Source organism: Streptomyces sp. NPDC091282 (genome assembly GCF_044757385.1).
Lineage (GTDB): Bacteria > Actinomycetota > Actinomycetes > Streptomycetales > Streptomycetaceae > Streptomyces > Streptomyces gramineus.
On the sequence record NZ_JBIVUX010000004.1, the window covers coordinates 973,455 to 996,769 of the forward strand.

The 23,315-nt window shown below is 73.1% G+C and carries 19 protein-coding genes and 1 pseudogene; 8 read left to right on the forward strand and 12 right to left on the reverse strand.

All coding sequences use genetic code 11. From position 1 onward, the window contains the following. Positions 1–16 precede the first annotated feature (16 nt). Both ACIQOE_RS23155 and ACIQOE_RS23160 read left to right on the forward strand, forming a co-directional pair. Complete coding sequence (locus tag ACIQOE_RS23155; protein WP_351324308.1) at positions 17–715, forward strand: response regulator transcription factor; 699 nt, start codon at positions 17–19, stop codon at positions 713–715. Continuing rightward, on the forward strand, positions 712–2,577 hold the full coding sequence (locus ACIQOE_RS23160) for a sensor histidine kinase (RefSeq protein WP_399010693.1): 1,866 nt from the start codon (positions 712–714) through the stop codon (positions 2,575–2,577). The genes ACIQOE_RS23155 and ACIQOE_RS23160 overlap by 4 nt, the downstream gene beginning before the upstream one ends. Here ACIQOE_RS23160 and ACIQOE_RS23165 read toward each other — a convergent pair. Further along, positions 2,570–2,824: a WhiB family transcriptional regulator gene (locus ACIQOE_RS23165; protein WP_351324311.1), complete on the reverse strand. Its 255-nt coding sequence runs from the start codon at positions 2,822–2,824 to the stop codon at positions 2,570–2,572. The two genes, ACIQOE_RS23160 and ACIQOE_RS23165, sit on opposite strands and share 8 nt — an antisense overlap. Positions 2,825–2,934: 110 nt before the next feature. Continuing rightward, on the reverse strand, positions 2,935–4,149 hold the full coding sequence (locus ACIQOE_RS23170) for a saccharopine dehydrogenase C-terminal domain-containing protein (protein WP_351324313.1): 1,215 nt from the start codon (positions 4,147–4,149) through the stop codon (positions 2,935–2,937). A gap of 139 nt (positions 4,150–4,288) precedes the next feature. Between ACIQOE_RS23170 and ACIQOE_RS23175 the strand changes: the two genes are divergently transcribed. Continuing rightward, on the forward strand, positions 4,289–4,993 hold the full coding sequence (locus ACIQOE_RS23175; RefSeq protein WP_351324315.1) for a helix-turn-helix domain-containing protein: 705 nt from the start codon (positions 4,289–4,291) through the stop codon (positions 4,991–4,993). 7 nt (positions 4,994–5,000) lie between these two features. Here the strand turns inward: ACIQOE_RS23175 and ACIQOE_RS23180 are convergent, their stop codons facing one another. Next, positions 5,001–5,885 (reverse strand): LysR family transcriptional regulator ArgP, encoded by an 885-nt coding sequence (locus ACIQOE_RS23180; RefSeq protein WP_399010692.1) that lies wholly within the window; start codon positions 5,883–5,885, stop codon positions 5,001–5,003. 85 nt (positions 5,886–5,970) lie between these two features. Between ACIQOE_RS23180 and ACIQOE_RS23185 the strand changes: the two genes are divergently transcribed. Then, complete coding sequence (locus ACIQOE_RS23185; RefSeq protein ID WP_351324318.1) at positions 5,971–6,588, forward strand: LysE/ArgO family amino acid transporter; 618 nt, start codon at positions 5,971–5,973, stop codon at positions 6,586–6,588. Between the two features lie 96 nt (positions 6,589–6,684). Then, complete coding sequence (locus ACIQOE_RS23190) at positions 6,685–7,995, forward strand: MFS transporter (protein WP_401413368.1); 1,311 nt, start codon at positions 6,685–6,687, stop codon at positions 7,993–7,995. A gap of 302 nt (positions 7,996–8,297) precedes the next feature. Here ACIQOE_RS23190 and ACIQOE_RS23195 read toward each other — a convergent pair whose 3' ends face one another. Next, positions 8,298–8,747, reverse strand: coding sequence for a cyclic nucleotide-binding domain-containing protein (locus tag ACIQOE_RS23195; protein WP_351324322.1), 450 nt, complete (start codon positions 8,745–8,747; stop codon positions 8,298–8,300). A 397-nt stretch (positions 8,748–9,144) separates the two neighbouring features. On the opposite strand from ACIQOE_RS23195, the gene ACIQOE_RS23200 reads away from it, so the two are divergent. Then, positions 9,145–9,564, forward strand: a complete 420-nt coding sequence (locus ACIQOE_RS23200) for an ATP-binding protein (RefSeq protein WP_362647898.1) — start codon at positions 9,145–9,147, stop codon at positions 9,562–9,564. Positions 9,565–9,794: 230 nt separating this feature from the next. Further along, positions 9,795–10,651 (forward strand): annotated as a pseudogene (locus tag ACIQOE_RS23205) (SigB/SigF/SigG family RNA polymerase sigma factor). Positions 10,652–10,661: 10 nt separating this feature from the next. Here the strand turns inward: ACIQOE_RS23205 and ACIQOE_RS23210 are convergent. Together ACIQOE_RS23210 and ACIQOE_RS23215 are read right to left on the reverse strand one after the other, a co-directional pair. Continuing rightward, positions 10,662–12,911 (reverse strand): FUSC family protein, encoded by a 2,250-nt coding sequence (locus ACIQOE_RS23210; RefSeq protein ID WP_365560197.1) that lies wholly within the window; start codon positions 12,909–12,911, stop codon positions 10,662–10,664. Positions 12,912–12,927: 16 nt separating this feature from the next. Beyond that, positions 12,928–14,304, reverse strand: a complete 1,377-nt coding sequence (locus tag ACIQOE_RS23215; RefSeq protein WP_351324329.1) for an NAD(P)/FAD-dependent oxidoreductase — start codon at positions 14,302–14,304, stop codon at positions 12,928–12,930. Between the two features lie 246 nt (positions 14,305–14,550). On the opposite strand from ACIQOE_RS23215, the gene ACIQOE_RS23220 reads away from it, so the two are divergent. Continuing rightward, on the forward strand, positions 14,551–15,360 hold the full coding sequence (locus tag ACIQOE_RS23220; RefSeq protein ID WP_351324331.1) for a methyltransferase domain-containing protein: 810 nt from the start codon (positions 14,551–14,553) through the stop codon (positions 15,358–15,360). Between the two features lie 13 nt (positions 15,361–15,373). Here the strand turns inward: ACIQOE_RS23220 and ACIQOE_RS23225 are convergent, their stop codons facing one another. The 6 genes from ACIQOE_RS23225 to ACIQOE_RS23250 all read right to left on the reverse strand — a co-directional run. After that, entirely contained in the window at positions 15,374–15,808 is a 435-nt protein-coding gene (locus ACIQOE_RS23225) for an ATP-binding protein (protein ID WP_351324333.1), read from the reverse strand. A 97-nt stretch (positions 15,809–15,905) separates the two neighbouring features. Beyond that, positions 15,906–17,810, reverse strand: coding sequence for an AMP-dependent synthetase/ligase (locus tag ACIQOE_RS23230; protein ID WP_401413372.1), 1,905 nt, complete (start codon positions 17,808–17,810; stop codon positions 15,906–15,908). Positions 17,811–17,939: 129 nt separating this feature from the next. Then, entirely contained in the window at positions 17,940–19,028 is a 1,089-nt protein-coding gene (locus tag ACIQOE_RS23235; protein ID WP_362648039.1) for a glutamate--cysteine ligase, read from the reverse strand. Between the two features lie 106 nt (positions 19,029–19,134). Beyond that, on the reverse strand, positions 19,135–21,348 hold the full coding sequence (gene glgB, locus ACIQOE_RS23240) for a 1,4-alpha-glucan branching enzyme (protein ID WP_401413374.1): 2,214 nt from the start codon (positions 21,346–21,348) through the stop codon (positions 19,135–19,137). A gap of 4 nt (positions 21,349–21,352) precedes the next feature. After that, the gene (locus ACIQOE_RS23245; protein WP_401413376.1) at positions 21,353–22,711 is read right to left on the reverse strand and encodes a maltokinase; all 1,359 of its coding nucleotides are present in this window, start codon (positions 22,709–22,711) and stop codon (positions 21,353–21,355) included. Positions 22,712–22,742: 31 nt separating this feature from the next. Then, positions 22,743–23,315 (reverse strand): alpha-glucosidase C-terminal domain-containing protein (locus tag ACIQOE_RS23250; RefSeq protein WP_401413378.1); only part of this gene is annotated, 573 nt, incomplete at its 5' end.

Sequence of the window (23,315 nt, forward strand, 5' to 3'; positions counted from 1 at the left end):
TCTAGGATCCGAACCTGTGTGCGCACATGTGCTGGTCGCCGAGGACGACGAGATGCAGGCCGAGCTGATCCGGCGGAGCCTGCTGGCCGAGGGCCATACCGCGACCGTGGTCCACGACGGCGCCGCCGCGCTGGACGCGGCCCGGCGGCTCGGGCCCGACCTGGTCGTCCTTGACCTGATGCTCCCGGTGATCGACGGCTTCGGCGTCTGCCGGGTGCTGCGCGGCGGCGACCCGGAGATCCCGGTGCTGATGCTCACGGCCCGGTCCGAGGAGGACGACGTGCTGCTCGGCCTGGAGCTGGGCGCCGACGACTACATGACCAAGCCGTACAGTCCCCGGGAGCTGATGGCCCGGATCCGGACGGTGCTGCGGCGCAGCGGGCGCGGTGCCGCGGTACGGGAGGAGCCGGCCGTGACCGCCGCCGGGATCAGCGTGGATCCGGTACGGCACGAGGTGCGCTGCGACGGAGTGCCGGTGGAGGTGACCCCGGCCGAGTTCCAGATCCTGCTCGCCATGGCCGGGGAGCCCGACCGGGTCTTCACCCGGCGCCAGCTGCTCCAGTGCACCCGCGGCTTCGACCGGGCCTCCACCGAACGGGCCGTCGACGTCCACGTGATGAACCTGCGCCGGAAGATCGAGACCGACCCCCGGCGGCCGAAACGGCTGCAGACCGTGTTCGGCGTCGGCTACAAGCTGAGCGGCGGCCGGCCGTGAGGACCCGGATACCCTGGCGCAAACGGCTCCTGGTCCGGCTGCTGTTCGCCTCGGTGCTGATCGCCGCGTGCTCGGTCGCCGCCACCGCCTGGCTCGCGGTGACGACCACCACCAGCGCCCTGGAGGAGGAGCAGGGCCAGGACCTCGCCGCCGACAACAAGATCCTCGCCCAGCTCAGCGGATACGCCGCGGACCACCCCGACTGGAGCGGGGTGCGGCACACGGTCCGCGCGCTGGCGGCGCAGACCGGCCGCAGGATCGCGCTGACCACCGCCGACCGCACCCTGATCGCCGACTCGGCGGTCCGCGGCACCGCGCTCCCGCCCCGCCCGGCCGCGGCCATCGACCCGCTGCACACCGACACCTACACCGAGTCCGGCGCCCAGCTCAGCGGCATCGACCCGCGCGTGGTCGGCCCCTACCGGCTGTCGGCCGAGGAGCGCGGGGAACTGGACGCGGTCGCGGAGAAGGAGCGCTACTGCTACGACTCCTACGGGATCAGGACCACCGTCGCCCACACCCCGAGCGGGCGGCCGTACCTCGTCGACGACGACGGCACCGACACCTCGGCGTTCCGCTCGATCGGCTGCGGCGGCCTGGACGACCCGCTCATGGCGATGAAGAAAGGGTTCCTCGGTGCCACCCGCACCGAGGCGAAGGCCCTCGCCACGCTGACCGACCTGGTCCGCCCCTGTCTGCAGAGCAAGGACCTCGACCTCGCCGGACAGCTGTACCTCACCTTCGACCAGACCGGACGAAACCCGGTCACCGGCAGCTTCCTGCTCACCACCAAGCAGGCCAGGCGCGACCAGGCGCAGACGGACCAGCTCGCGAAGGGCTGCGTCACCGGCGCCCGCCGCACCCAGCTCGAACCGTACGCCGCCCCGGCCGCCGAACTCTTCCTCGGCCTGGGCGACCAGACGGCGCCCCGGTTCGACATGTCCCGGGCCAACAAGGCGAAGATCGTCGGCGCGGCCGGACTGGTCCTCGCCTTCACGGTCGCCGTCACCGCCGTGGTCGCCACCCGGCTGGTGCGGCCGCTGCGCGCGCTGACCCTCGCCGTGCGCCAGCCGCCCGAACTGCACGCGCGGGCACCGGTGCGCACCCGGGACGAGACCGGGCTGCTGGCCGAGGCGTTCAACGACCTCACCGAGCGCCGGGAACGCCTGGAGGAGCAGCGCAAGGCGATGGTCAGCGACATCGCCCACGAACTGCGCAGCCCGCTCACCAACATCCGCGGCTGGCTGGAGGTCACCCGGGACGGCGTGGTCGACCCCGACCCGGCGCTGCTGGCATCGCTCCACGAGGAGGCGCTGCTGCTCCAGCGGATCATCGACGACCTCCAGGACCTGGCGGCCGCCGACGCCGGCACCCTGCGCATGCACCGCGAACCGGTGCGCGCCGCCGACCTGTTCGAGCAGGTCGCCGCCGCCCACCGGGTGGCCGCCGACGCGGCCGGGGTGACCCTGGTGACCGACGCCGACGGCACGGTCTGGCTCGACGCCGACCCGGTGCGGATGCGTCAGGCGCTGGGCAACCTGGTCTCCAACGCGATCCGGCACACCCCGGCCGACGGCACGGTGACCCTGGCGGCCCGCCGGGACGGCGACGGCATCCGGCTCACCGTCGCCGACACCGGCAAGGGCATCGCGCCCGACGACCTGCCGCACGTCTTCGAGCGGTTCTGGCGGGCGGAGAAGTCCCGCAGCCGCCGCACCGGAGGCAGCGGGCTCGGTCTGCCGATCGTGCGCCACCTGGTCGCCGCCCACGACGGGAGCGTCGAGGCGGCGAGCGAACCGGGCAGCGGCGCCGAGTTCACCCTGCGGCTGCCGGCCGGCGAGGCGCCGGCCGACGTCAGCTGATCCGGCGCGAGGCCCGCTGGCGGCGCCGGGCCAGCAGCCGGCGGTCCGCCTCCGTCGTACCGCCCCAGATGCCGACGGTCTGTCCGGTGTCCATCGCCCAGTCCAGGCACGGGTCCTGGACCGGGCAGCGCTCGCACACGGCCTTCGCGCGCCGCGTCTGGTGCAGCGAAGGCCCGGTGGTGCCGATCGGGAAGAAGAGGTCGGGGTCCTCCTCGCGGCACTCGGCGTGGTCTCGCCAGTCCTCCATCGAATTCACCTGCGATCCATGTCGACTCTGCCGTTTCGGCGCGTACTCGGTTCCGGGTCACCGGAGCGGGCGCCTCCGAAACGGCCAAGTCCCAGGAAATTCGCGGGCGGTCACTGTTCGCGCAGACCCCAGGGCGAGCCGTACTCGGTCAGCAGGTCGAGGAACGGGCGGGCCGGGAACGCCTCCGGGCCGAGCACGCCCGAGCCCGACCACGCGCCGGTGGCCAGGAGTTCGAGGGCGACGACCGGGTTGAGGGCCGTCTGCCACACCACGGCCTGACTACCGTACTCCGCCATCGACCACTCGTTGTCGACGACGTGGTAGAGATACACCTCGCGCGGCCGCCCGTCCTTGACGCCGCGCACCCAGGTGCCCGCGCAGGTCTTGCCGCGCATCCGGTCGCCCAAGGTCGCCGGGTCGGGCAGTGAAGCGGCGACCACGTCCCGCGGCGAGACCGCGACCGGGCCGTCGGGGCCGGGCACGGTCACCGGCGTGGTGCTGTCCAGGCCGAGCAGGTGCAGCGTCTTCAGCGTGTCGATGAACTCGCCGCCGAGCCCGTACTTGAAGGTGACCCGCCGCGCGTCCACCCAGCGGGGCACGAGCAGCACCTCCTCGTGCTCGACGTTGACGCACTCGACGGGTCCGATCCCCTCCGGGAAGTCGAACACCTCCGGCTCGCTGAAGGGCGCGGTGGTGAACCAGCCGCGGTCCTTCTCGTACACGACCGGCGGGTTCAGGCACTCCTCGATCGTGGTCCAGATGCTGAACGAGGGCGCGAAGTCGTAGCCGTCGACGGTCAGGTCGGCGCCGTCGCGGATGCCGATCTCCTCGATCTCGTCGAAGAGTTCGTCGGCCGCGTAGCGCGCGAACACGTCCGACAGCCCCGGCTCCACGCCCATCCCGACGAGCGCCAGCGCGCCGTCCTTCTCCCACTCCCCGGCCCGCGCGAACTGCTCGTCGCCGAGTTTCACGCCGCACTCCTCGTACGGCCGCTCGGCGTGCGGCCGGGACAGCGACATCGCCATGTCGAGATAGCCGGTGCCGGCCGCGCGGGCGGCCCGGAACAGCGGCATCACGAAGCGCGGGTCGGTGGCGTTGAGCAGCACGTCGCAGCCGTGCCGGGTGAGCAGCGCGGCGACGGCCGTCTCGTCGCCGGCGTCGACCCGCTCCGCGAGGAAGCGGTCGTCGCCGACGGCGGCCACGGCCGCCTCGGCGCGGGCCGGGTCGTAGTCGGCGACCACCATCGCCTCGAAGAACGGGCGACGGGCCGCGATCCGGGTGACGGCGGTGCCCACACCACCGGCTCCCACGAGCAGTACGCGCATGGCGGATTCTCCTTCTCGAACAGTGTGCGAGGTCGAGTACGGGGGCGCCCGGCCGGAATCAAACGACGGACCCTGGCATAAGGTCAATGGCGTTGGCATAAGAACGTCCTCGCCACCCGAGCCCCAGGGAGAGCGCCCGATGCCCAAACCGGTGGTACCGGAGGAGAAGCGCCGCCGGCGCCGGCCCACCCGCGGCGGCACGGTGCTCTCCGAGCGGCTCATCGTGACGACCGCCCTGCGGCTGCTGCGCGAGCACGGCAGCGCCGGCCTCACCGCCCGCCGCCTCGGCCTGGCCCTGGACTGCGATCCCAGCACCCTGTACCGGTACTTCCGGGGCATGGACGAGCTGACCCTGGCGATCGGCGACGCGCTGATCGGCCAGGCGCTGGCCGGCTGGGCGCCGACGGGGGAGTGGCGGGCCGACCTGCGCACGATCGGCCTGCGCATCCACGCCGAGTACGTCTCCCACCCGCAGGCGGCGCTGCTGACGGCGAGCCGGGTGACGGGCCGGGCGCAGGAACTGGCGGCGGACGAGGCGATCCTGGACGTCCTGCGCACGGCGGGCTTCCCGCTGGCGGAGACGGTCCGCGTCTACCACGCCTTCATCGACCAGACCCTGGCCTTCGCGGCCCTGGACGCGGCGTCGCTCGCGCTGCCGCGGGACGCGCTGCGCGCGGACGAGGCCAAGTGGCACTCGACGTACGCCCGGCTGTCGCCCGCGACCCATCCCCGCATCGCGGAGGCGGCCCCGCTGCTGGCGAGACGCATGGTGACCAGCGCCTATCCGACGGCGCTCGAGATGCTCCTGGAGAGTGCCGGACGCCACCCGCACGCGCCTGCGTGACCGGAGCCTACGGCCGGCGCAGCGCGCCCTCCGCCGTGCGCACCACCGCGTCCGCCAGTGCCCCGAGCGCCGGCGAATCCAGCTTCCACTGCTGCCAGTACAGGGGCGTGTCCACCCACAGCTCCGGTCCTCCGAGCCGCACCAGCCGGCCGTCCCGCAGCCGCGGCCCGGCCTGCACCTCCGGCACCATGCCCCAGCCCAGGCCCGCCGTCACCGAGTCGAGGAACCCCTCCGACGTCGGCACGTAGTGCCGCAGCGAGGCCGCGCCCGCGCCGCCCAGCCGTCGTACGAACCCGTCCTGGAAGTCGTCCACCCGGTCGAACACGATCACCGGCGCGTCGCCCAGCGCCGCCGCGAGCGGCCCGGCCACGTGGGCCGCCGCGAACCCGGGCGCGGCCACCGGCAGATACCGCATCCGGCCGAGCGCGCGCACGGAGCAGCCCGGCACCGCGTCCGGCGACGAGGTCACCGCCGCCATCACCAGCCCCTCCCGCAGCAGTGTGGCGGTGTGCTCCTCGTCCTCGCGGCGCAGTTCGACGAAGACGTGCGGGAGCCCGGCGAGCGCCGGCAGGAACCAGGTCGCCAGCGAGTCGGCGTTGACCGCGACCGACACCCGGGTCGGCTCCCCGGCACCGCTCATGCCCAGCTCGTGGCGCGCGTCGCGTTCCAGCCGGGCCAGTTGGCGGCCGAACCGCACCAGCACCTCGCCCGACTCGGTGGGCCGCACCGGCTTGGTGCGCCGCAGCAGCACCCGGCCCGTCCGCTGCTCCAGCGCCTTGACCCGCTGGCTGACCGCCGACGGCGTCACGTGCAGGGCAGCGGCCGCCGCCTCGAAGGTGCCCTCGTCCACCACCGCCAGCAGCGTCCGCACCTGGTCGAGAGGAAGGTCCACGGTCCGCTCCCGTCTGCAGTTGTGCTAAGGGTACGTAAGAATCTTTAGCTGTACGTACGGAGATCGCTTCCTTACCGTCAAGGACATGTCCAGCACTCTCGCCGCCGCTGCCGCCGGGTTCGGCAGCGGCCTCTCGCTCATCGTCGCCATCGGCGCCCAGAACGCCTTCGTCCTGCGCCAGGGCGTCCGCCGGGACGCCGTCCTCGCGGTCGTCGGCATCTGCGCCCTGTCCGACGCAGCCCTCATCGCACTCGGCGTCGGCGGGGTGGGCGCGCTGGTGGCGGCCTGGCCGGGCGCGGTGCGGGCGGTCGGCGTGGTCGGCGGTGTCTTCCTGCTCTGCTACGGCGTCCTGGCCGCCCGCCGGGTGCTGCGTCCGGGCGGCGGCGGCCTGCGTGCCGAGGGCGAGGCGGCCGGTTCCCGGCGCCGGGCGGTGCTCACCTGCCTCGCCATGACCTGGCTGAACCCGCACGTCTACCTGGACACGGTGTTCCTGCTCGGCTCGCTCGCCGCCGGCCACGGCGACCTGCGCTGGACCTTCGGCCTGGGGGCGGCGCTGGCCAGCCTGTGCTGGTTCGCCGCACTCGGATTCGGCGCCCGGCTGCTCGGCCGGTACCTCGCGGGACCGGCCGCCTGGCGGGTGCTGGACGGGCTGGTGGCCGCGACCATGACCGGGCTCGGCCTGATGCTGCTGGCCGGATCCTGAGACAGCGGGTTCGGCGGTCGTCGGAGTTCCTGGGATAGTGATCCCGCAGTCGAAAGATGTAGTGAGCACCAAGAGGACCAGGACACCAGGAACTCCGTGGACACCAGCGAGAGCGGCACCCAGTCCGGCATACAGCCCCCCGAGGACACCGCGGCGTCCCCGCCTCCGCCGCGGCGGGGCTGGCGGCGCTGGGCGATGGACACCCGCCCCCTGGCCATCCCGGCCTACCGGCGGCTGTGGACCTCGACGATCGTCACCTCGGTCGGCAGCCAGCTCACCGCGGTGGCCGTGCCCAAGCAGATCTACGACATCACCGGGTCCTCGGCCTGGGTCGGCGCCGCGAGCCTCGCCGGCCTGCTGCCGCTCATCGTCTTCGCCCTGTGGGGCGGCGCGGTCGCCGACGCGATGGACCGCCGCAAGCTGCTGCTGATCACCAACTGCGGCATCGCCGTCACCTCGCTGCTGTTCTGGCTCCAGGCCGTCACCGGCCTGGAGTCGGTGGCCGCCCTCATGGTCCTGCTGGCCATGCAGCAGGCGTTCTGGGGGCTGAACGCGCCGGCCCGGACGGCCTCCATAGCGCGCCTGGTCCCCGAGGGGCAGCTGCCCGCGGCCAACGCCCTCGGCTCGACGGTCATGCAGACCGGGCAGGTGATCGGGCCGCTGCTGGCCGGTGCCCTGATCCCGGTCATCGGCCTGCCCGAGCTGTACCTGATCGACGCGCTGGCGCTGTGCGTCACGGTGTGGGCGGTCTACCGGCTGCCCGCCCTGCCGCCGCTGGCCGGTGCGGCGGCGCGGAGGGCCGGCGTGCGGGAGATCGTCGCGGGGTTCCGGTACATCTCGATGCACAAGGTGCTGCTGCTGTCGTTCGTGGCCGACATCATCGCCATGGTCTTCGGCATGCCCCGCGCCCTGTTCCCGCAGCTGGCCGCCGAGACCTACGGCTCCTGGGGCGAAGGGCTGGCGCTCGGCCTGCTGTTCGCGGCGATCCCGGTCGGCGCGGTGCTCGGCGGGCTCTTCTCCGGCACGTTCTCGCGGGCCCGCAGGCACGGCTGGATGGTGATCGGCGCGGTGGTCGGCTGGGGAGCGGCGGTCGCCGGGTTCGGGCTGAGCCGCAATCTCTGGGTGGCGGTCGCGTTCCTGGCCGCCGCGGGGGTCGCCGACATGGTCTCGATGGTCTTCCGGGGCGCGATCCTGCTGTCCGCCGCGACCGACGAGATGCGCGGCCGGATGCAGGGCGTGTTCACGGTGGTGGTCGCGGGCGGCCCGCGCCTCGCCGACGTGCTGCACGGCACCATGGGGTCCGTGTTCGGGCCGCGTGCCGCCGTCGCGGGCGGCGGACTGCTGGTCGTGGCGGTGATGCTGTTCCTGGCCGCCGCGGTGCCCGCCCTGCGCCGCTACCGCATCTGACCCCCGGGGCGGGTCGCGCACGTCCCGTCGTCCGCCCGGAGCGCGGCGGGTGGGACGTTCGCCCCGCGTCCTAGGGCCTGTCTGACAATTCCCGTCGTCGCCCGGAGGGCGGCCGCGCGGCGTCAGGTGCGTGCTCTGGGGGTCCCCCGGCCGAAGGCTGGGGGAGTGCCGGGCGTGGACCCTCGTACTGGACGTACTCGGGTCTGCGCCCGGTGCGGCGAGTGGGGGCACCTCCCACGCCCTTCAGGCAGTGGGGGAGCGTGCATGGCGTCGCGTGGCAGACGGGAATTGTCAGACAGGCCCTAGGCGGGCCGGCGCCCCACGTACGCGTCCAGCAGCTTGCCGCGGGTGACCTCCAGGCGGCTGGCGAGGATCTCGGCGACGGTCCGCACCAGGGAGAGTCCCAGCAGCGGATCCTCCACGCACAGCGCGAGCACGGCCGCGGCGTCGTACTCGTAGGCCCGCACCTGGCTGAAGGCCATCGCCCCGAAGTCCCAGGCGTACGGCGGGAACAGCCATGACCAGCCGAGCAGGTCGCCGGCGCCCAGGGTGGCGACGGTGACCCGCTTGCGGGACGTCACCTCCTGGTCCAGGTTGACCGCTCCCGAGCGGATCACCCAGAAGCGGTCCGCGGTGCCGCCGGCCTCGAAGATGCGGGTGTCCTCGGCGAAGGAGACCTCCTCGGCCAGTTCCATGAGGCGCTCGCGCTGTGCCTGCGGCAGCGCGGTCAGGAGTTTGATGGCTTTGGTCATGGCGCGGGGCTCCTCGCCGGCGAGGGTACGGGGGCATTCCCTACACCCATTTGAGCCGCCGCCGCCGCGCCGGGCACCTCGGAGGGCATGAGAATCGCCTCAGGGCGCCGTCCGGACGTTAAAAAGCCCTGGCTGGACGGGGGAGGCCAGCCAGGGCCGTCAAGCGGTGGCGCGGGGAGGACCTGACGTCGACTCCTCCGCCACTGATGGATGAACGCTAAACCATCGGGGGCGATCTCGGGTACCTGGGAACAGGCTACGTGACCTGTTTCACTCGGGGAAGCCCTCGTGCCCCGCGAATGTGTTTGGCCGCCGCCTCGACGGGTGAGGCGAAGAGGAGAGACCCGTGCGGACGGGCCCTTCCATCCAACCGGTCCACCACGCAGGGAGCGAAGGGATGCGCAAGAAGTTCCGGACCGAATCAGTGGTGATACCCACCGACCCCCACCGGCCGTCACTACGGCCCTCCGACGCCCGCAGAGCGGTCCGCGGCGCGCTCGCCCGGCAGGCCCCGCCGTGCGCCGCCACGGCCCTGGACGACGCCCTGCTCGTCACCTCGGAACTGACCACCAACGCCATCGTGCACGGCGGCGGGATCACCGGCTTCGACGTGGACGTCGAGGGATGCGCGCTGCGCGTCTCGGTCAGCGACCGCAGTGACGCCATGCCGGTGACCGAGCGGATTCCCGGCGAAGCAGACGACGACCGGCCCGGCGGCCGGGGCTGGCCCATCGTCTGCCGGCTGGCCCGGGACGTGGAGGTCGCCGGGCTGCCCCGCGGCGGCAAGCGCATCACGGCGGTCCTGTCGCTGAGTTGAACCGGCGGACCGGATTTCTCCCGGCGGTGTTTGCGCCGGGAGACCAGGGGCAGGCGGACTGTCGTGCTTCGGACCGGAGGCGCGCGCCAGTGGGAGCGGACCGACCGCCCCGGGCCCGCGACGTGGTCCGGGCGGAGTTCCCGCGGCGACTCTGACACAGCAGTTCGGGTCGAGTCCCGGAACCACGTTCCGGTGATGCCCTGGAACCCACAGTTCAGGAGCGATTCCGCATGCTCACCGACTTGTCGAACAGCCGCCCCCGCACGCCCGGCCGCAGCACGCACACCCCGTCCCGCCACTCCCACGACGACGCCCCCGACACCGCCGCCCCCTTCGCCCGGCTCGCCGACCTCGGCGACGGCCCCGAACGGGACGCCCTGCGCGACGAACTGGTCGCCGCCTGGCTGCCGATGGCGCACCGCATCGCCGGGCGCTTCCGCGACCGCGGCGAGAACATCGAGGACCTGCGCCAGGTCGCCGCGCTCGGCCTGGTCAAGGCCGTCGACCGCTACGACCCCTCCCGCGGCGCCTTCGAGAGCTACGCGGTGCCCACCATCACCGGCGAGGTCAAGCGGCACTTCCGCGACCGCATGTGGGCGCTTCGGGTCCCCCGCCGGGTCCAGGAACTGCGCAACCGGGTCCGGGTCGCCCGCCGCGAACTCACCGAGAACCCCGGCAGCCCCGAACCCTCCGTCGCCGACGTCGCCGCCCACACCGGCCTGACCGAGGACGAGGTCAACGCGGGGATGGAGGCGCTGGAGAGCTTCAGCACGCTGTCCCTGGACGCCGAACTCGCCGCCGGCGAGGACGGATACAGCCTCGCCGACACCCTCGGGGACTCCGACGGGTCCTACGACACCGTCGTGGACCGGGAGGCGGCCAGGGAAGGCCTGCGCCGGCTGCCCGAACGGGAACGCGCCATCCTCTACATGCGCTTCTTCGAGGACATGACCCATACATGCGCTTCTTCGAGGACATGACCCAGAGCAGCATCGCGGAGAGCCTCGGCATCTCCCAGATGCACGTCTCCCGCCTCATCACCCGCAGCTGCGCCCGGGTCCGCGCCGAGGCCCTCGGCCGGCCGTGACCGCCCGCCGTCAGGCGGCGGGCGTCCGCACCGGCACCTTCAGGGGCCGGCCCAGGCCCGCCACCGCCTCGTCGAGGCGCTGCAGGTGCCGCAGCACCCGGTCGGTCACCCGGCCGTAGCGCGGCGCGCGCAGCGTACCCGGCTCCAGCATCGCCGCGATGCTGGGGCCCGTCTCGATCTCGGCGGCGGGCCGCCCGCCGTCGACCTGGGCGGCGATCGCCTCGATGTTGTGCACGATCCGCCGCCCGGCCCCGCGCAGCCGCGGATCCGCCGCGATCGCCGGATGCGTCGGCAGCAGCTCGGCCGTGGCCGCCAGGGACCGCGCGTGATAGGCGCACGTCTCCAGGAGCGCCACCAGGTACCGCGCGGTGTCCCGGCGGGACCGCAACGGGGTGATCGGATGCGTCAGCGGCTGCACCGCCGCCCGCAGGTCGGCCAGCGCCTGGTCGAGGTCACGGGCCTTCTCCACCAGGTCGGCCGGCGGCGCCCCGCTCAACTGGTCGGTGGCGGCGCGGGTCACGTCGGCCAGCCGGTCCAGCGTGGTCACCAGCAGCTCGTCGGTACGGCGGTCGGTGTGCACCGGCAGCACCACGGCCGCCGCGATCACCCCGCACACCGCGCCCAGCGCCGTCTCCCCGATCCGCAGCACCAGGACGTCCAGGCTGTACGTGTTGAGCAGCGTGTACAGCAGGCCCAGCATCGCCGTCACGAAGAACGACATCAGGGTGTACGACAGCGGCGCCGAGTAGAACATCGCGAAGACGAACAGCAGGACCAGCCCGAAGGCCGTCCAGGTGTGGTGCCCGACCAGTCCCGCCAGCCCGATGCCGGCCACCACGCCGAGGACCGTGCCCAGCAGCCGCCGGTAGCCCTTCACCAGGATCTCGCCGGTGGACGCGGTGTTGAGGAACACGATCCAGCAGGTCAGCACCGCCCAGTACCAGCGCTGCGCGGACAGGAACTCGCCGCCCACGATGGCCAGCGACGACCCGACGGCCACCTGCACCGCGGCCCGCGTGGTGGGCCGGCGCAGCCCGGTGGGCTCCTCGGTTCCCGTCTCCTTCTCCTCGGCCACCTCGATGGCCGCGTCCTCGGCGTCCAGTTCCTCGCGCGACCGGGACGTGGCCGGGGTGTCGTCGGACTCGTCCTGCGGCCCGTCCAGCGCGATCCGCAGCCCGAGGACCGCCCGCGCGGCCTCGCCGACGCCCCGGAAGACGTCCTGCACGGCGGGATCGGCGGCCGGTAGGTTCTCCTCCTCGCGGTAGCCGAGCAGCCGGTTGCGCAGCACGGACAGCGCGGCCCCCGGCCGCGGGCCCACCGGCCGCAGCACCAGCAGCCGCAGCGCCTCCAGATCCAGGCGCAGCCGGTCCAGCGCCTCGTCCCGGGCGGGCAGCGGAGGCGGGGAGGCCAGGTGGACACCGGGCAGATGCAGGGTGAGGGTGTCCGCCCGGCGGGCGCTGCGCGCGGTGAGCAGCATCAGCCCGAGCCGTTCGGCGGCGATCTCGGCGTCCGCGATCCGGCGCTGCAGCAGCCGGGCCACCGCCTCGTCGTCGGTGCCGTCCGGCAGCCGGCCCTGGATCAGCAGGGCCGTCTCGTGCAGCCGGGCCGTCCTGACCCGGACCTCCTCCACCACCTTGTCCAGCTCGTCGGGTCCGGCGTCGAGCAACTCCGCCTGCGCCGCGACCAACTGCGCGAACCGCCCGCGGAAGGCCCGCCGCAGCCGGTCCAGGATGCCCGCGGGCGTCTGCGGCACCAGCACGAACCGGGCCAGCGCCGCGCTGCCGAAGGCGACCGCGATCACCACGTACAGGCCGGGCAGCGCGGGCGCGGTCGCGTGCACGAACAGCGACGCGAAGTAGATCTGGAAGCCGATCAGCCCCAGCGCCGTGCCCCGGTCGCCGAACCGGCGGCTGTAGACGGCGCAGTAGATGAGCGCCACGAAGAACAGGTCGCCGACGACGACCCGCTGGTTGAGCAGCGCGCCCAGGGACATCGAGACCAGCGCCACCGGCAGGCCCAGGGCGAGCGTGACGGCCTGCTGGGACCGCCCCTTCTCCCGGATCGCGAAGGTGGCGACCATCGCCGCGATGGCGCCCGCCACCAGATGGGACACGTCGAACCGCAGGGCGGCCAGCACGGCGAGGGTGGCCGCGATGGCGAGGACCGTGCGCAGCCCGGCGGTGAACCGGAGCAGGCCGGGGTCGGCCGCCGCGAGCCGCCCACGGACCTCCGCCCGCACCGACCGCCCCGTCGTGCTCACCGGGCCGCTCCCCGCGTCAGACCGTCGTGTCGCCGGAGCCCTCGACACGGGCCCTGACCTGCTCCGGGGTGAGATAGGTGTTGGTGTACTCGAAGTCCTTGAGCCGGGCCGGCGTGCGGGACTGGAAGCCGGTACGGACGAAGTCGTCGCCGGCCAGCGCGTTCAGCAGCCAGTTGGTCGCCACCCGGGTCTTGGCCACGTTGGTGCGCAGCGCCGACCAGTGGTAGCCGCGGGCCACCGCCTGGGCGGGCAGGCCGCGCAGTTCGATGCCCAGCGGCTTGGAGACCGCGTCCTTGCCGCCGAGGTCCACCACGAGCCCCAGGTCCTTGTGCACGTACGGCTGGAGCGGCTTGTTGCGCAGGGTCGCGATGACGTTGTCGGCGACCACCTTGCCCTGCCGCATGGCGTGCTGCGCGGTCGGCGGGCAGACCGCGCCGGGCTCGTGCTTGGCCTTGTCCGGGACGGCGGCCGCGTCACCGAGCGCGAACACCCCGTCGTGGCCCGGCAGGGTCATCTCGGCGTCGACGGCGAGCCGGCCCCGGACCGTCTCGGCGCCCAGGGTGGCGATCAGCGGGCTGGCCACCACGCCGGCCGTCCAGATCAGCGTGTGGGTGGGCACCACCCGGCCGTCGGTGAAGGTGACCTCCTCGGCGCCCGCCTTCGCGATGGACACCCCGAGGGAGATCTCGATGCCCCGGCGGCTCAGGATCTCCTGGGCGCTGCGGCCGAGCTTGTCGCCCAGCTCCGGCATCAGCTTCGGCGCGATGTCGATCAGATGCCACTTGATCAGCTTCGGGTCGAGGTTCGGGTAGCGGTGCAGCGCGGCGTGCGTGAGCCGCTGCAGGCAGGCCGCGGTCTCGGTGCCCGCGTAGCCGCCGCCCACCACCACGAACTGGAGCCGCGCGGCCCGCTCGGCCGGGTCGTCGCTGGCGTCCGCCAGGTCGAGCTGGGAGATGACGTGGTCACGGACGTAGGCGGCCTCGGCCAGCGTCTTCATGCCGAAGGCGTGCTCGGTCAGACCCGGGATGTCGAAGGTCCGGGTGACGCTGCCCGGCGCCAGCACGATGTAGTCGTACCGCTCGTTCACCACCTGGTCGGTGATGGTGCGCACCACGCACACCTTGGACTTGAGGTCCACGCCGATGGCGCCGCCCGGCAGGATCCGGGTGCGGTACCGCTTGCTGCGGCGCAGCGACACGGCGATCGACTGGGGCGTCAGCACGCCCGAGGCGACCTGCGGCAGCAGGGGCAGATACAGCTGGTAGGAGGTCGGCGACACCAGGGTGACGTCGGCCTCGTCGGGGGCGAGTTTGCGTTCGAGGCGGCGGACGCAGCCCACTCCGGCGAAGCCGGCTCCCACCACCAGGATCCTGGGTCGTGTCACGGTGTCCATCCCTTTCCGTTGCTCCAGGGGCCGGGTCACGCCGTTCGCATGCCCTGGAACGCTTGCCTCGCACCAGTCCGATCCCACCGTGCCCGGCGCCGTTCCGCCAGCCGGGCGGCGCAGGCAGACGAACGCATGGGCTCCAGCATGCCCCTCGATCAAGAGGAGTAACCGGCTGTCGCACGGATATGCGCCGGACTTCTGTCCGGTCCAAGGCCGCCCGCGGCGATCACGTACGCCAGTAGAGTGCCCGCCATGGCGCAGACCCAGCCCGGAACGGGCTTCCAGCAGCGGCACATCGACCCCGACCGCGTGGCCCCGCTGGTCGGCGCCCTGGACTCCCAGGACGCCAACCCGGGCGTACGGCGGCTGCGCGCCTGGGCCGAGGAGGCGCTGGCGGTACGGCTCGGTGAGCGCCTGCTCGACGTCGGTTCCGGCACCGGCTCGCAGACCCGGACGCTGGCCGCGGCGCTCGGCCCGGAAGGCGTCGCGATCGGCGTCGAGCCGAACCCGAGCCTGCGGGCGGTCGCCGAGGAGCGCTCACCGGGCAGCCGGGTCCGTTTCGTGCACGGCGAGGCGGCCGCGCTGCCGGTGCCCGACGCCTCGATGGACCTGGTGTGGTGCGAACGGGTCCTCCAGCACCTGGCCGACCCCGACCTGGCCGTCGCCGAGATGGCGCGGGTCCTGCGGCCGGGCGGCCGGGTGGCGTTGCTGGACACCGACTGGGGGACCACGGTGCTGCACCCCGGCGACCCGGCGGTCGTGCACGCCCTGACCGGCGCCGCCCTGCAGGGCGCCAACCCCTACTCCGGGCGCCGCCTGGTCGGCCAGCTCAGCGCGGCCGGGTTCGTGGTGGACGACCGCGGCTCGCAGGCGCTGCTGCAGGACCACCGCACGGTCGCCTGGCCGCTGATCCGGATGCTCGGCGAGTCCGCCGTGCGCACCGGAGCCCTCACCGAGCAGCAGCGCGACACCCTGTACGCCGACCTCGCGGAGGCCGGCGAGCGCGGAGCGCTGCACATGTCCGTGACGATGTTCGGGGTGGTCGCCCACCGCCCCGGGTGACCGCGCCCGCGGCTCACCAGGGCAGGAAGACGTGGATGTCCTTGCCGGTGTCGGTGACGACCACGCTGACCTGGTCGCACAGGGTGTGCAGCAGGTGCCAGCCGACACCGCCGCCGCCGTGCCGCGGATGGAAGGGCCGCGGCTCGGGCTGCACCTGGCTGGTGTCGTGCATGGTGAAGTGGACCCCGTCGTACGTGCGCCGCATCCGCAGTTCGAAGGGGCCCGGCGCGTACTGGACGACGTTCGCGGCCAGTTCCGTCACCACCAGCAGGATGTCGTCCCAGCACTCCGGGGCGGTCGGCGGCGAGGTCCGGCACAGGTCGGCCAGATAGCCGTCCGCGGCCAGCCGGGCACCGGTGACGTTGCGCAGCTCCCCGGGGAAGGAGACCGTCCGTTCGAGGGTCTCCTCCGGGGAGGATCTGGGGTCGCGCCGTGGCCCGGTCGCCATGTCGTCTCTCCCGGCCCTCGGGGATCAGGGCCGTCATCTGTGTCGGAACTCCCCTCGCGGCGAGTTCCCCCTGCCGCCCCGGATACGCGTGCGGGGTTCAGCGGAACACGTCGTCCGCCTCGTCCCAGTCCGCCGGCTCCGCCGCGCCCGGCCGGTGGGCGGCCCGTGAACGGGCCTGGTACATGGCGTCGATCTCGGCCGCGTAGTGCCGCGCTATCGCGTCCCGGCGCAGCTTCATCGACGGTGTGAGCATGCCGTTGTCCGGGGCGAACGGCTCCTGGAGCACCCGGTAGACCCGGATCGACTCGGAACGGGAGACCGTGCTGTTGGCGGACGCGATGGCCCGCGCGATCTCCTCCCGCAGCGCGTTCTCCTCACGCGCCTCCCGGCCCGGCGCGTCGCCCGGCAGCGACAGGGCGCCGCGCCAGTGCGCGAGGAAGTCCGGGTCCAGGGTGAGCAGCGCGCCCACGCAGGGCCGGTCGTCGCCGACCACCACCGCCTGGTGCACCAGCGGATGCATCCGCAGCCGCTGCTCCAGCGGGGCCGGCGCCACGCTCTTGCCGCTGCTGGTGATGATGACGTCCTTCTTGCGGCCCGTGATGGTCAGATAGCCCTCGGGGTCGAGCCGTCCGATGTCCCCGGTGGCCAGCCAGCCGCCGCGCAGCGCGGCACGGGTCGCGTAGTTGTCACCGACGTACCCCTGGAACACGGACGGTCCGCGCACCAGGATCTCGCCGTCGTCGGCGACCTGGATCTGGATGCCGGGCAGGGCCCGGCCGACCGTCCCGGACTTCTCGCGGCCCAGCGGCTGCATGGTGATCCCGCCGCTGGACTCGGTCAGTCCGTAGCCGTCGTGCACGAGAATGCCGATGCCCTCGAAGAACAGGGTGAGTTCGCGGCTGAGCGAGGACCCGCCGGACGTGGCCCGCAGCACCCGCCCGCCGAGCACGGACCGCAACTTGCGGTACACCGTCCGCTCGTACAGGGCGTGCTGGAGCCGCAGTTCGAGACCCGGCCCGGCGCCGGTGCCCAGCCGCTGCCGTTCCTGGGCGGAGGCGAATTCCCGCGCGGTGTCCACGGCCCGCTCGAACAGGGCGCCCCGGCCGTGCTGGTGCGCGGTGCGCAGGAACGTCTTGTAGAGCTTCTCCAGCACCGAGGGCACGGCGTACAGGTAGGTCGGCCGGAAGCTGCGCAGCGCCGACGCCAGCGCGTTCTCCGTCATCTCCGGCTCGTGGCCCATCAGGATCCCGCCGCGCAGGCAGATCACCATCACCATCAGGCCGTACACGTGCGAGAACGGCAGGTACGCGAGGACGGAGGCCTGTTCGCCGGGGAGCGCGGCGGTGTGCCCCCAGCCCGCCAGCAGGGTGTCGCACGGGTACGCCAGGCCGCGGTGGCTCAGCGCGCAGCCCAGCGGACGGCCCGAGGTGCCGGAGGTGTAGGTGATGGCCGCCGTCGAGTCCGGCATCACGATCCGCCGCAGCGACTCCACCGTGGTCAGCGGGACGAGGGCGCCCTGCTGCACCAGCGCGGGCACCGCTCCCGCGTCCAGCTGCCAGACGTGCTTGAGGCCCGGCAGCCCCTGGCAGACCGTACCGACGGTCATCACCGCCGGCTCGTCCTCGACGACCACGGCCACGCAGCGGGCGTCCCGCAGGATCCACTCCACCTGGTCCCGGGCGGCGGTCGGATGGATCGGCACCACCTCGGCGCCCACCGACCACAGCGCCAGGCAGAACACCGTCCACTCGTACCGGGTCCGCGCCATCATGGCGACCCGGTGACCGGGCGAGATACCCGACGCGATCAGACCCTTGGCCAGATCGACCACTTCGTCGCGCAGTTCGACCGCGGTGATCTCCTCCCAGCCCGCGGCGGCGGTGTCGGGCCGGCGCGCCAGCACCGGCAGGGTGGGGTTCCGGTCCGCCGTCTCGAAGATGCTGTCGGCGAGCCCGCCGGTCAGGGTCGAAGCGGTAGTCGGAGCGAGGGCGTAGTCGCGCATGCGCTGCTCCAGGTTGTACGGAGGGTGACCCTCCCGATCGGTACTGTTGTCGACGCTGGTCGAATCTAGCCCAGCAGAACGCGGTCCGTGTCAGGAACGGTCAACTCGGTTCCTCGCAGTGACCAGTGGTCACCCCTGCGTGCGGCGGACGCAGTCGAGGACGACCTCCCGCAGACTGCCCGTGCGCTCCAGCAGCGCGCGCTGCTCACCGGCTCCGGTTCCCCTGGACAGCAGCTGTGCGACGGCCTCCTCCACCCCGCTGGTGTCGCCGCTGCCGGCGAGCGCGTCCGCGGTGTACGCCAGCAGCGCGTCCACCACCTCGGCGGCCGGCCGGGGCCGCATGGCCACCGGATCGAGCAGTTCCTGCTCCAGCCCGGAGCGGGCGGCCTGCCAGGAGGCCAGCCGCAGCATGCTCACACTGTGGTCCGGCGGCGGCCGGCCCGCCCGCCAGTCGCGGGCGGCCGTCTCCACCAGGGCCCGCGCGAGGGTGGCGATCAGGACGGTGGTGTCGGCCCGCAGGCAGACGTCGGACACCCGGATCTCCACCGTCGGGTAGTGCACGGCCAGCCGGGCGTCGAAGTAGACCATCCCCGCGTCGAGGATGACTTCGCTGGCCACCATGTCCGCGACCCGGCGCCGGTAGGCCGCCGCCGAACCGAACAGCTCGGTGGGGCCGGCCGACGGGCCGCGCGACCACAGCCGGCTGCGGAAGCTGGCGTAACCGGTGTCCCGGCCCTGCCAGAACGGCGAGTTGGCGCTCAGCGCGCGCAGCACCGGAAGCCACGGCCGCAGCCGGTCGAGGACCGCGACGCCCTCCTCGTCGGACTCCACCGACACGTGGACGTGGCAGCCGCACACGAACTGGTCCAGCGTGGCGCTGCCGAACCGCCCGGCCATCCACCGGTACCGCTCGTGCGCGCTGAGCGCGGGCGTGACCGGCAGCGGGCAGGTGGCGAGCGCCGCCACCGCGCAGCCGATCTCCCCGGCGAGCCGGGCCGCCTCCTTGCGGCAGCGGGCGATCTCCGCGCCGAGGTCCGCCATGTGCCGCTGCGGGCTGGTGGCCAGCTCCAGCATCTGCCCGAACAGTTCCTTCTGGAACACGGCCTGCCCGGGATCGTCCAGCGCGGCCCGGTCCAGGAGGGCCGCCGACCGGGACATCGGCTCCCCGCTGTCCGGGTGCACCAGCAGAAGTTCTTCCTCCACTCCGACGGTACGCAGCACCGAGGACCGCCCTCCGGCCGGGCCGCGACCGGGCGCGGCGGGGTCTTTCACCCCGAACTGCCCAGGCCCGGCCGCCCGGACACGTGCCGGCCCTTCCGGCGGCCTACGGGACGACGGGCTCCAGCCACACCGTGCCGAGCGGCGGCAGCGTCAGCCGTACGGCGCCCTCGTCGGCCAGCAGCGGCCCGCGGCTGACGACGTCCCCGCCGCCGTACCGCGCGCTGTCGGTGTTCAGGATCTCGCGCCACACGACGGCCCGGCCGGGCACGCTCAGCCGGTAGTCGGGACGGACCACGGGGGAGAGGTTGGAGACCGCCAGCAGGGGCCGGGCCTCGGCATCGAACCTCAGGAAGGCGAAGACGTTGTCCTCGGCCGCGTCGCCCACGACCCACTGGAACCCCGCCGGATCGGTGTCCCGCTGCCACAGCGCGGGGCGTGTGCGGTACACGGAATTGAGATCGCGGACCAGATCCCGGACACCCCGGTGATCGGCTTCGGCGCCGTAGGCCGGGTCCAGCAGCCACCAGTCGGGGCCGTGGGCCTCCGACCACTCGCCGCCCTGGGCGAACTCCTGCCCCATGAAGAGCAGTTGTTTGCCGGGATGGGCCCACATGAAGCCCAGATAGGCGCGGTGATTGGCGCGTTGCTGCCACCAGTCCCCGGGCATCTTGGACACCAGGGCCTGTTTCCCGTGCACCACTTCGTCGTGGGAGATGGGCAGCACGTAGTTCTCGCTGTACGCGTAGACCATCGAGAAGGTCATCTCGTCGTGGTGGTACTTGCGGTGCACGGGCTTGTGCTGGATGTACTCGAGCGAGTCGTGCATCCAGCCCATGTTCCACTTCAGGCCGAACCCGAGACCGCCGCTGTCGGTCGGCCGGGTCACGCCGTCCCACGCGGTGGACTCCTCGGCGATGGTCACCACCCCCGGCGCCCGCCGGTACACGGTCGCGTTCATCTCCTGGAGGAACGCCACCGAGGCCAGGTCCTCGCGCCCGCCGAACACGTTCGGCGTCCACTGCCCGGAGTCCCGCGAGTAGTCGAGGTAGAGCATCGAGGCGACCGCGTCCACCCGCAGCCCGTCGATGTGGAACTCCTCGCACCAGTACACCGCGTTGGCGACGAGGAAGTTGCGCACCTCCACCCGGCCCAGGTCGAACTCGTAGGTCCCCCAGTCCGGATGCTCGGCCCGCCGGTCGTCCCCGGGCTCGTACAGCGGGTCGCCGTCGAAGCGGGCCAGCGCCCAGTCGTCCTTGGGGAAGTGGGCCGGCACCCAGTCCATGATCACGCCGATGCCGGCCCGGTGCAGCGCGTCGATCAGGTACTTGAAGTCGTCCGGGGTGCCGAGCCGGGCCGTCGGCGCGTAGAAGCCGGTGACCTGGTAGCCCCAGGAGCCGCCGAAGGGATGCTCGGCGACCGGCATGAACTCGACGTGCGTGAAGCCCAGGTCGCCGACGTAGCGCGGGAGTTGCTCGGCCAGTTCGCGGTAGGTCAGGCCGGGGCGCCAGGACGGCAGGTGCACCTCGTACACCGAGAACGGCGCCTCGTGCACCGGCGTGTCGCCCCGGTGCGCCATCCACTCCGCGTCGCTCCACTCGTGCCGGGAGACCGCCACGATCGACGCGGTCGCGGGCGGCACCTCGGTACGGCGGGCCATCGGATCGGACTTCAGGAACCTGCCGCCGTACCGCGAGGTGATCTCGAACTTGTACCGGTCGCCCTCGCCGACGCCCGGCAGGAACAGCTCCCACACCCCGGCCGCGCCCAGCGAGCGCATCGGGTACTGCGTGCCGTCCCAGCAGGTGAAGTCCCCGGCCACCCGCACGCCCTGGGCGTTCGGCGCCCACACCGTGAACCGGGTGCCGGTCACCCCGTCATGGGTCATCGGCTCGGCGCCGAGCGCCTTCCACAGCTGCTCGTGCCGTCCCTCACGGATCAGATGCAGGTCGAACTCGCCGAGCGCGGGCGGGAAACGGTACGGGTCCTCCACCTCCAGCTCGGCGCCGTCGCCGTCCTCGTACGTGACGAGCAGCCGGTAGGCGGGGGCCTCGGCGTTCGGGAGCACGGCCGCGAAGAGCCCGTCGCCCTCCGGCGTCAGCGGGATCCGTTCCCCGTCGACGAGCACGCTCACCGCACGGGCGTGCGGGCGCAGCGCGCGGACCAGGGTGCCGCCGTCCACCGGGTGGGCGCCCAGCAGCGCGTGCGGATCGTGGTGGGCGCCCGCCAGCAGGCGTCCGCGGGCGTCGGCGTCCAGCGGCGGGGCCGTGGGACGGGACGGTCCCGAGGGTTCGGGAAGCAAGGAGTCGCGCAGGGCCATGAGGTCAGCCTCCCCAGCGGGCGAGCCGCTCGATCGCGGCCATCGGAACCGGAAGCCAGGCCGGCCGGTGCCGGGCTTCGTACACCACCTCGTACACCGCGCGGTCCGTCTCGTGGGCGCGCAGCAGTGCGTGCTTCTTGCGCGGATCCCAGCCGGCCCGCGCAGCGTAACCCGCGCAGTAGGCCTCCCGGCAGCGCAGGGCCCACTCGGGACGCCAGGGGTGGCGCTGCCGGGCCGCGTAGTCGAAGGACCGCAGCATGCCGGCCACGTCCCGCACCGGCGACTGGATGCTGCGCCGCTCCGCGAGCGGCCGGGACGGCTCGCCCTCGAAGTCGATGACGAACCACTCGCGGTCCGCCCGCAGCACCTGCCCGAGGTGCAGGTCGCCGTGGATGCGCTGGGCGCGCGGACCCGCGTCGCAGCGGGCGAGCGCGTCGAACGCGCCGCGCAGCCCCGGCACGTACGGCCGCAGGGCCGGCACCGCGTGCGCGGCCTCCTCCAGCCGTACCGACATCGCCTGTGCGGTCCTGCCGTGCTCGTCGCGGACGGCGGACGGGAAGGCGGTGGCGAGCGCGAGATGCACGTCCGCGGTGGCCCGGCCCAGCTCGTGCGCCTCGGTGGCGAAGTCCTCCCCGGCCGCGAGCGCGCGCAGGGCGAGGGTCCAGCCGTCGGCGGCGTCCGGCAGGAAGGGCTGCAGCACCCCGAGGGTCGCCGGGCTCGGCTCGGTGGTCCGGAACCAGGCCACCGGCGCGGGCACCCGGGCACAGCCCTGCGCGGCCAGCGCTTCGGGCACCTCCAGGTCCGGGTTGACACCGGGCTGGATCCGCCGGAACACCTTGAGGATGTAGGAATCGCCGTACACGAGTGAGGAGTTGGACTGCTCGGCGGCCAGCAGCCGGGGCGTGAGGCCACCGGGTATCCGGGCCCCCGGGGCGGTCTCGAAGCGGAGCGGGCCGACCGTGCCGGGCATCCGCAGCCGCTCCAGCAGCAGTTCGGCGGCGTGCGGGTCGTGCAGCGCGTCGTACACGGCGAGTCCGGCGAGCGGACCCTCCTCGGCACGGCCGATGTACGCCCGCTCCAGCCGTGGCATGCGCTGTTCGCGCACGCCCAGCAGCAGCTGGTAGCAGTCGCCGGAAGGGGCGCCGTCCCCGCCGGGGGAGTGGTCGGCGTGCACGAGCAGGTGCAGACAGCCGGGGAAGAGTTCGGTCAGGGAGAGTACGGACAGATCCGTGACGGGCCGGTCCTTGCCCGCGAACCAGCGCTGCCGGGGCAGCCAGTCGCGCAGCAGCCCGCCGAGCGAGGCGAGCGGCCGGTCGAGACCGGTGATCGCCGTGGACCGGGGGAGGGCGGCGGTCTTCGTCATGGTGACGCGTCCTTTCCTCGGCTCCGCACGCTCAACGCCGACGGCCGATGGAGGAGGCGACTCGGGGGAGCCGGAACCAGTAGAAGCCGTGTCCGGCCAGGGTCAGCAGGTACGGCAGCTCGCCGATGGCCGGGAACCGGACCCCGCCGATCAGTTCGACCGGGTGCCGGCCGTCGTAGACCCGCAGATCGAGTTCGGTGGGCTGGGCGAACCGGGAGAAGTTGTGCACGCACAGGACCAGGTCGTCCTCGTACTCCCGCAGGAAGGCGAGGACCGCCGGGTTCGAGGACGGCAGCTCCGTGAAGGTGCCCAGTCCGAACGCGGGGTTCTGCTTGCGGATCTCGATCATCCGGCGCGTCCAGTGCAGCAGCGAGGACGGCGACGACATGGACGCCTCGACGTTGGTGACCTGGTAGCCGTAGACGGGGTCCATGATGGCGGGCAGGTAGAGCCGTCCGGGGTCGCAGGTGGAGAAGCCGGCGTTGCGGTCGGGGGTCCACTGCATGGGCGTGCGCACCGCGTCGCGGTCGCCGAGCCAGATGTTGTCGCCCATGCCGATCTCGTCGCCGTAGTAGAGGATCGGCGAGCCGGGCAGGGACAGCAG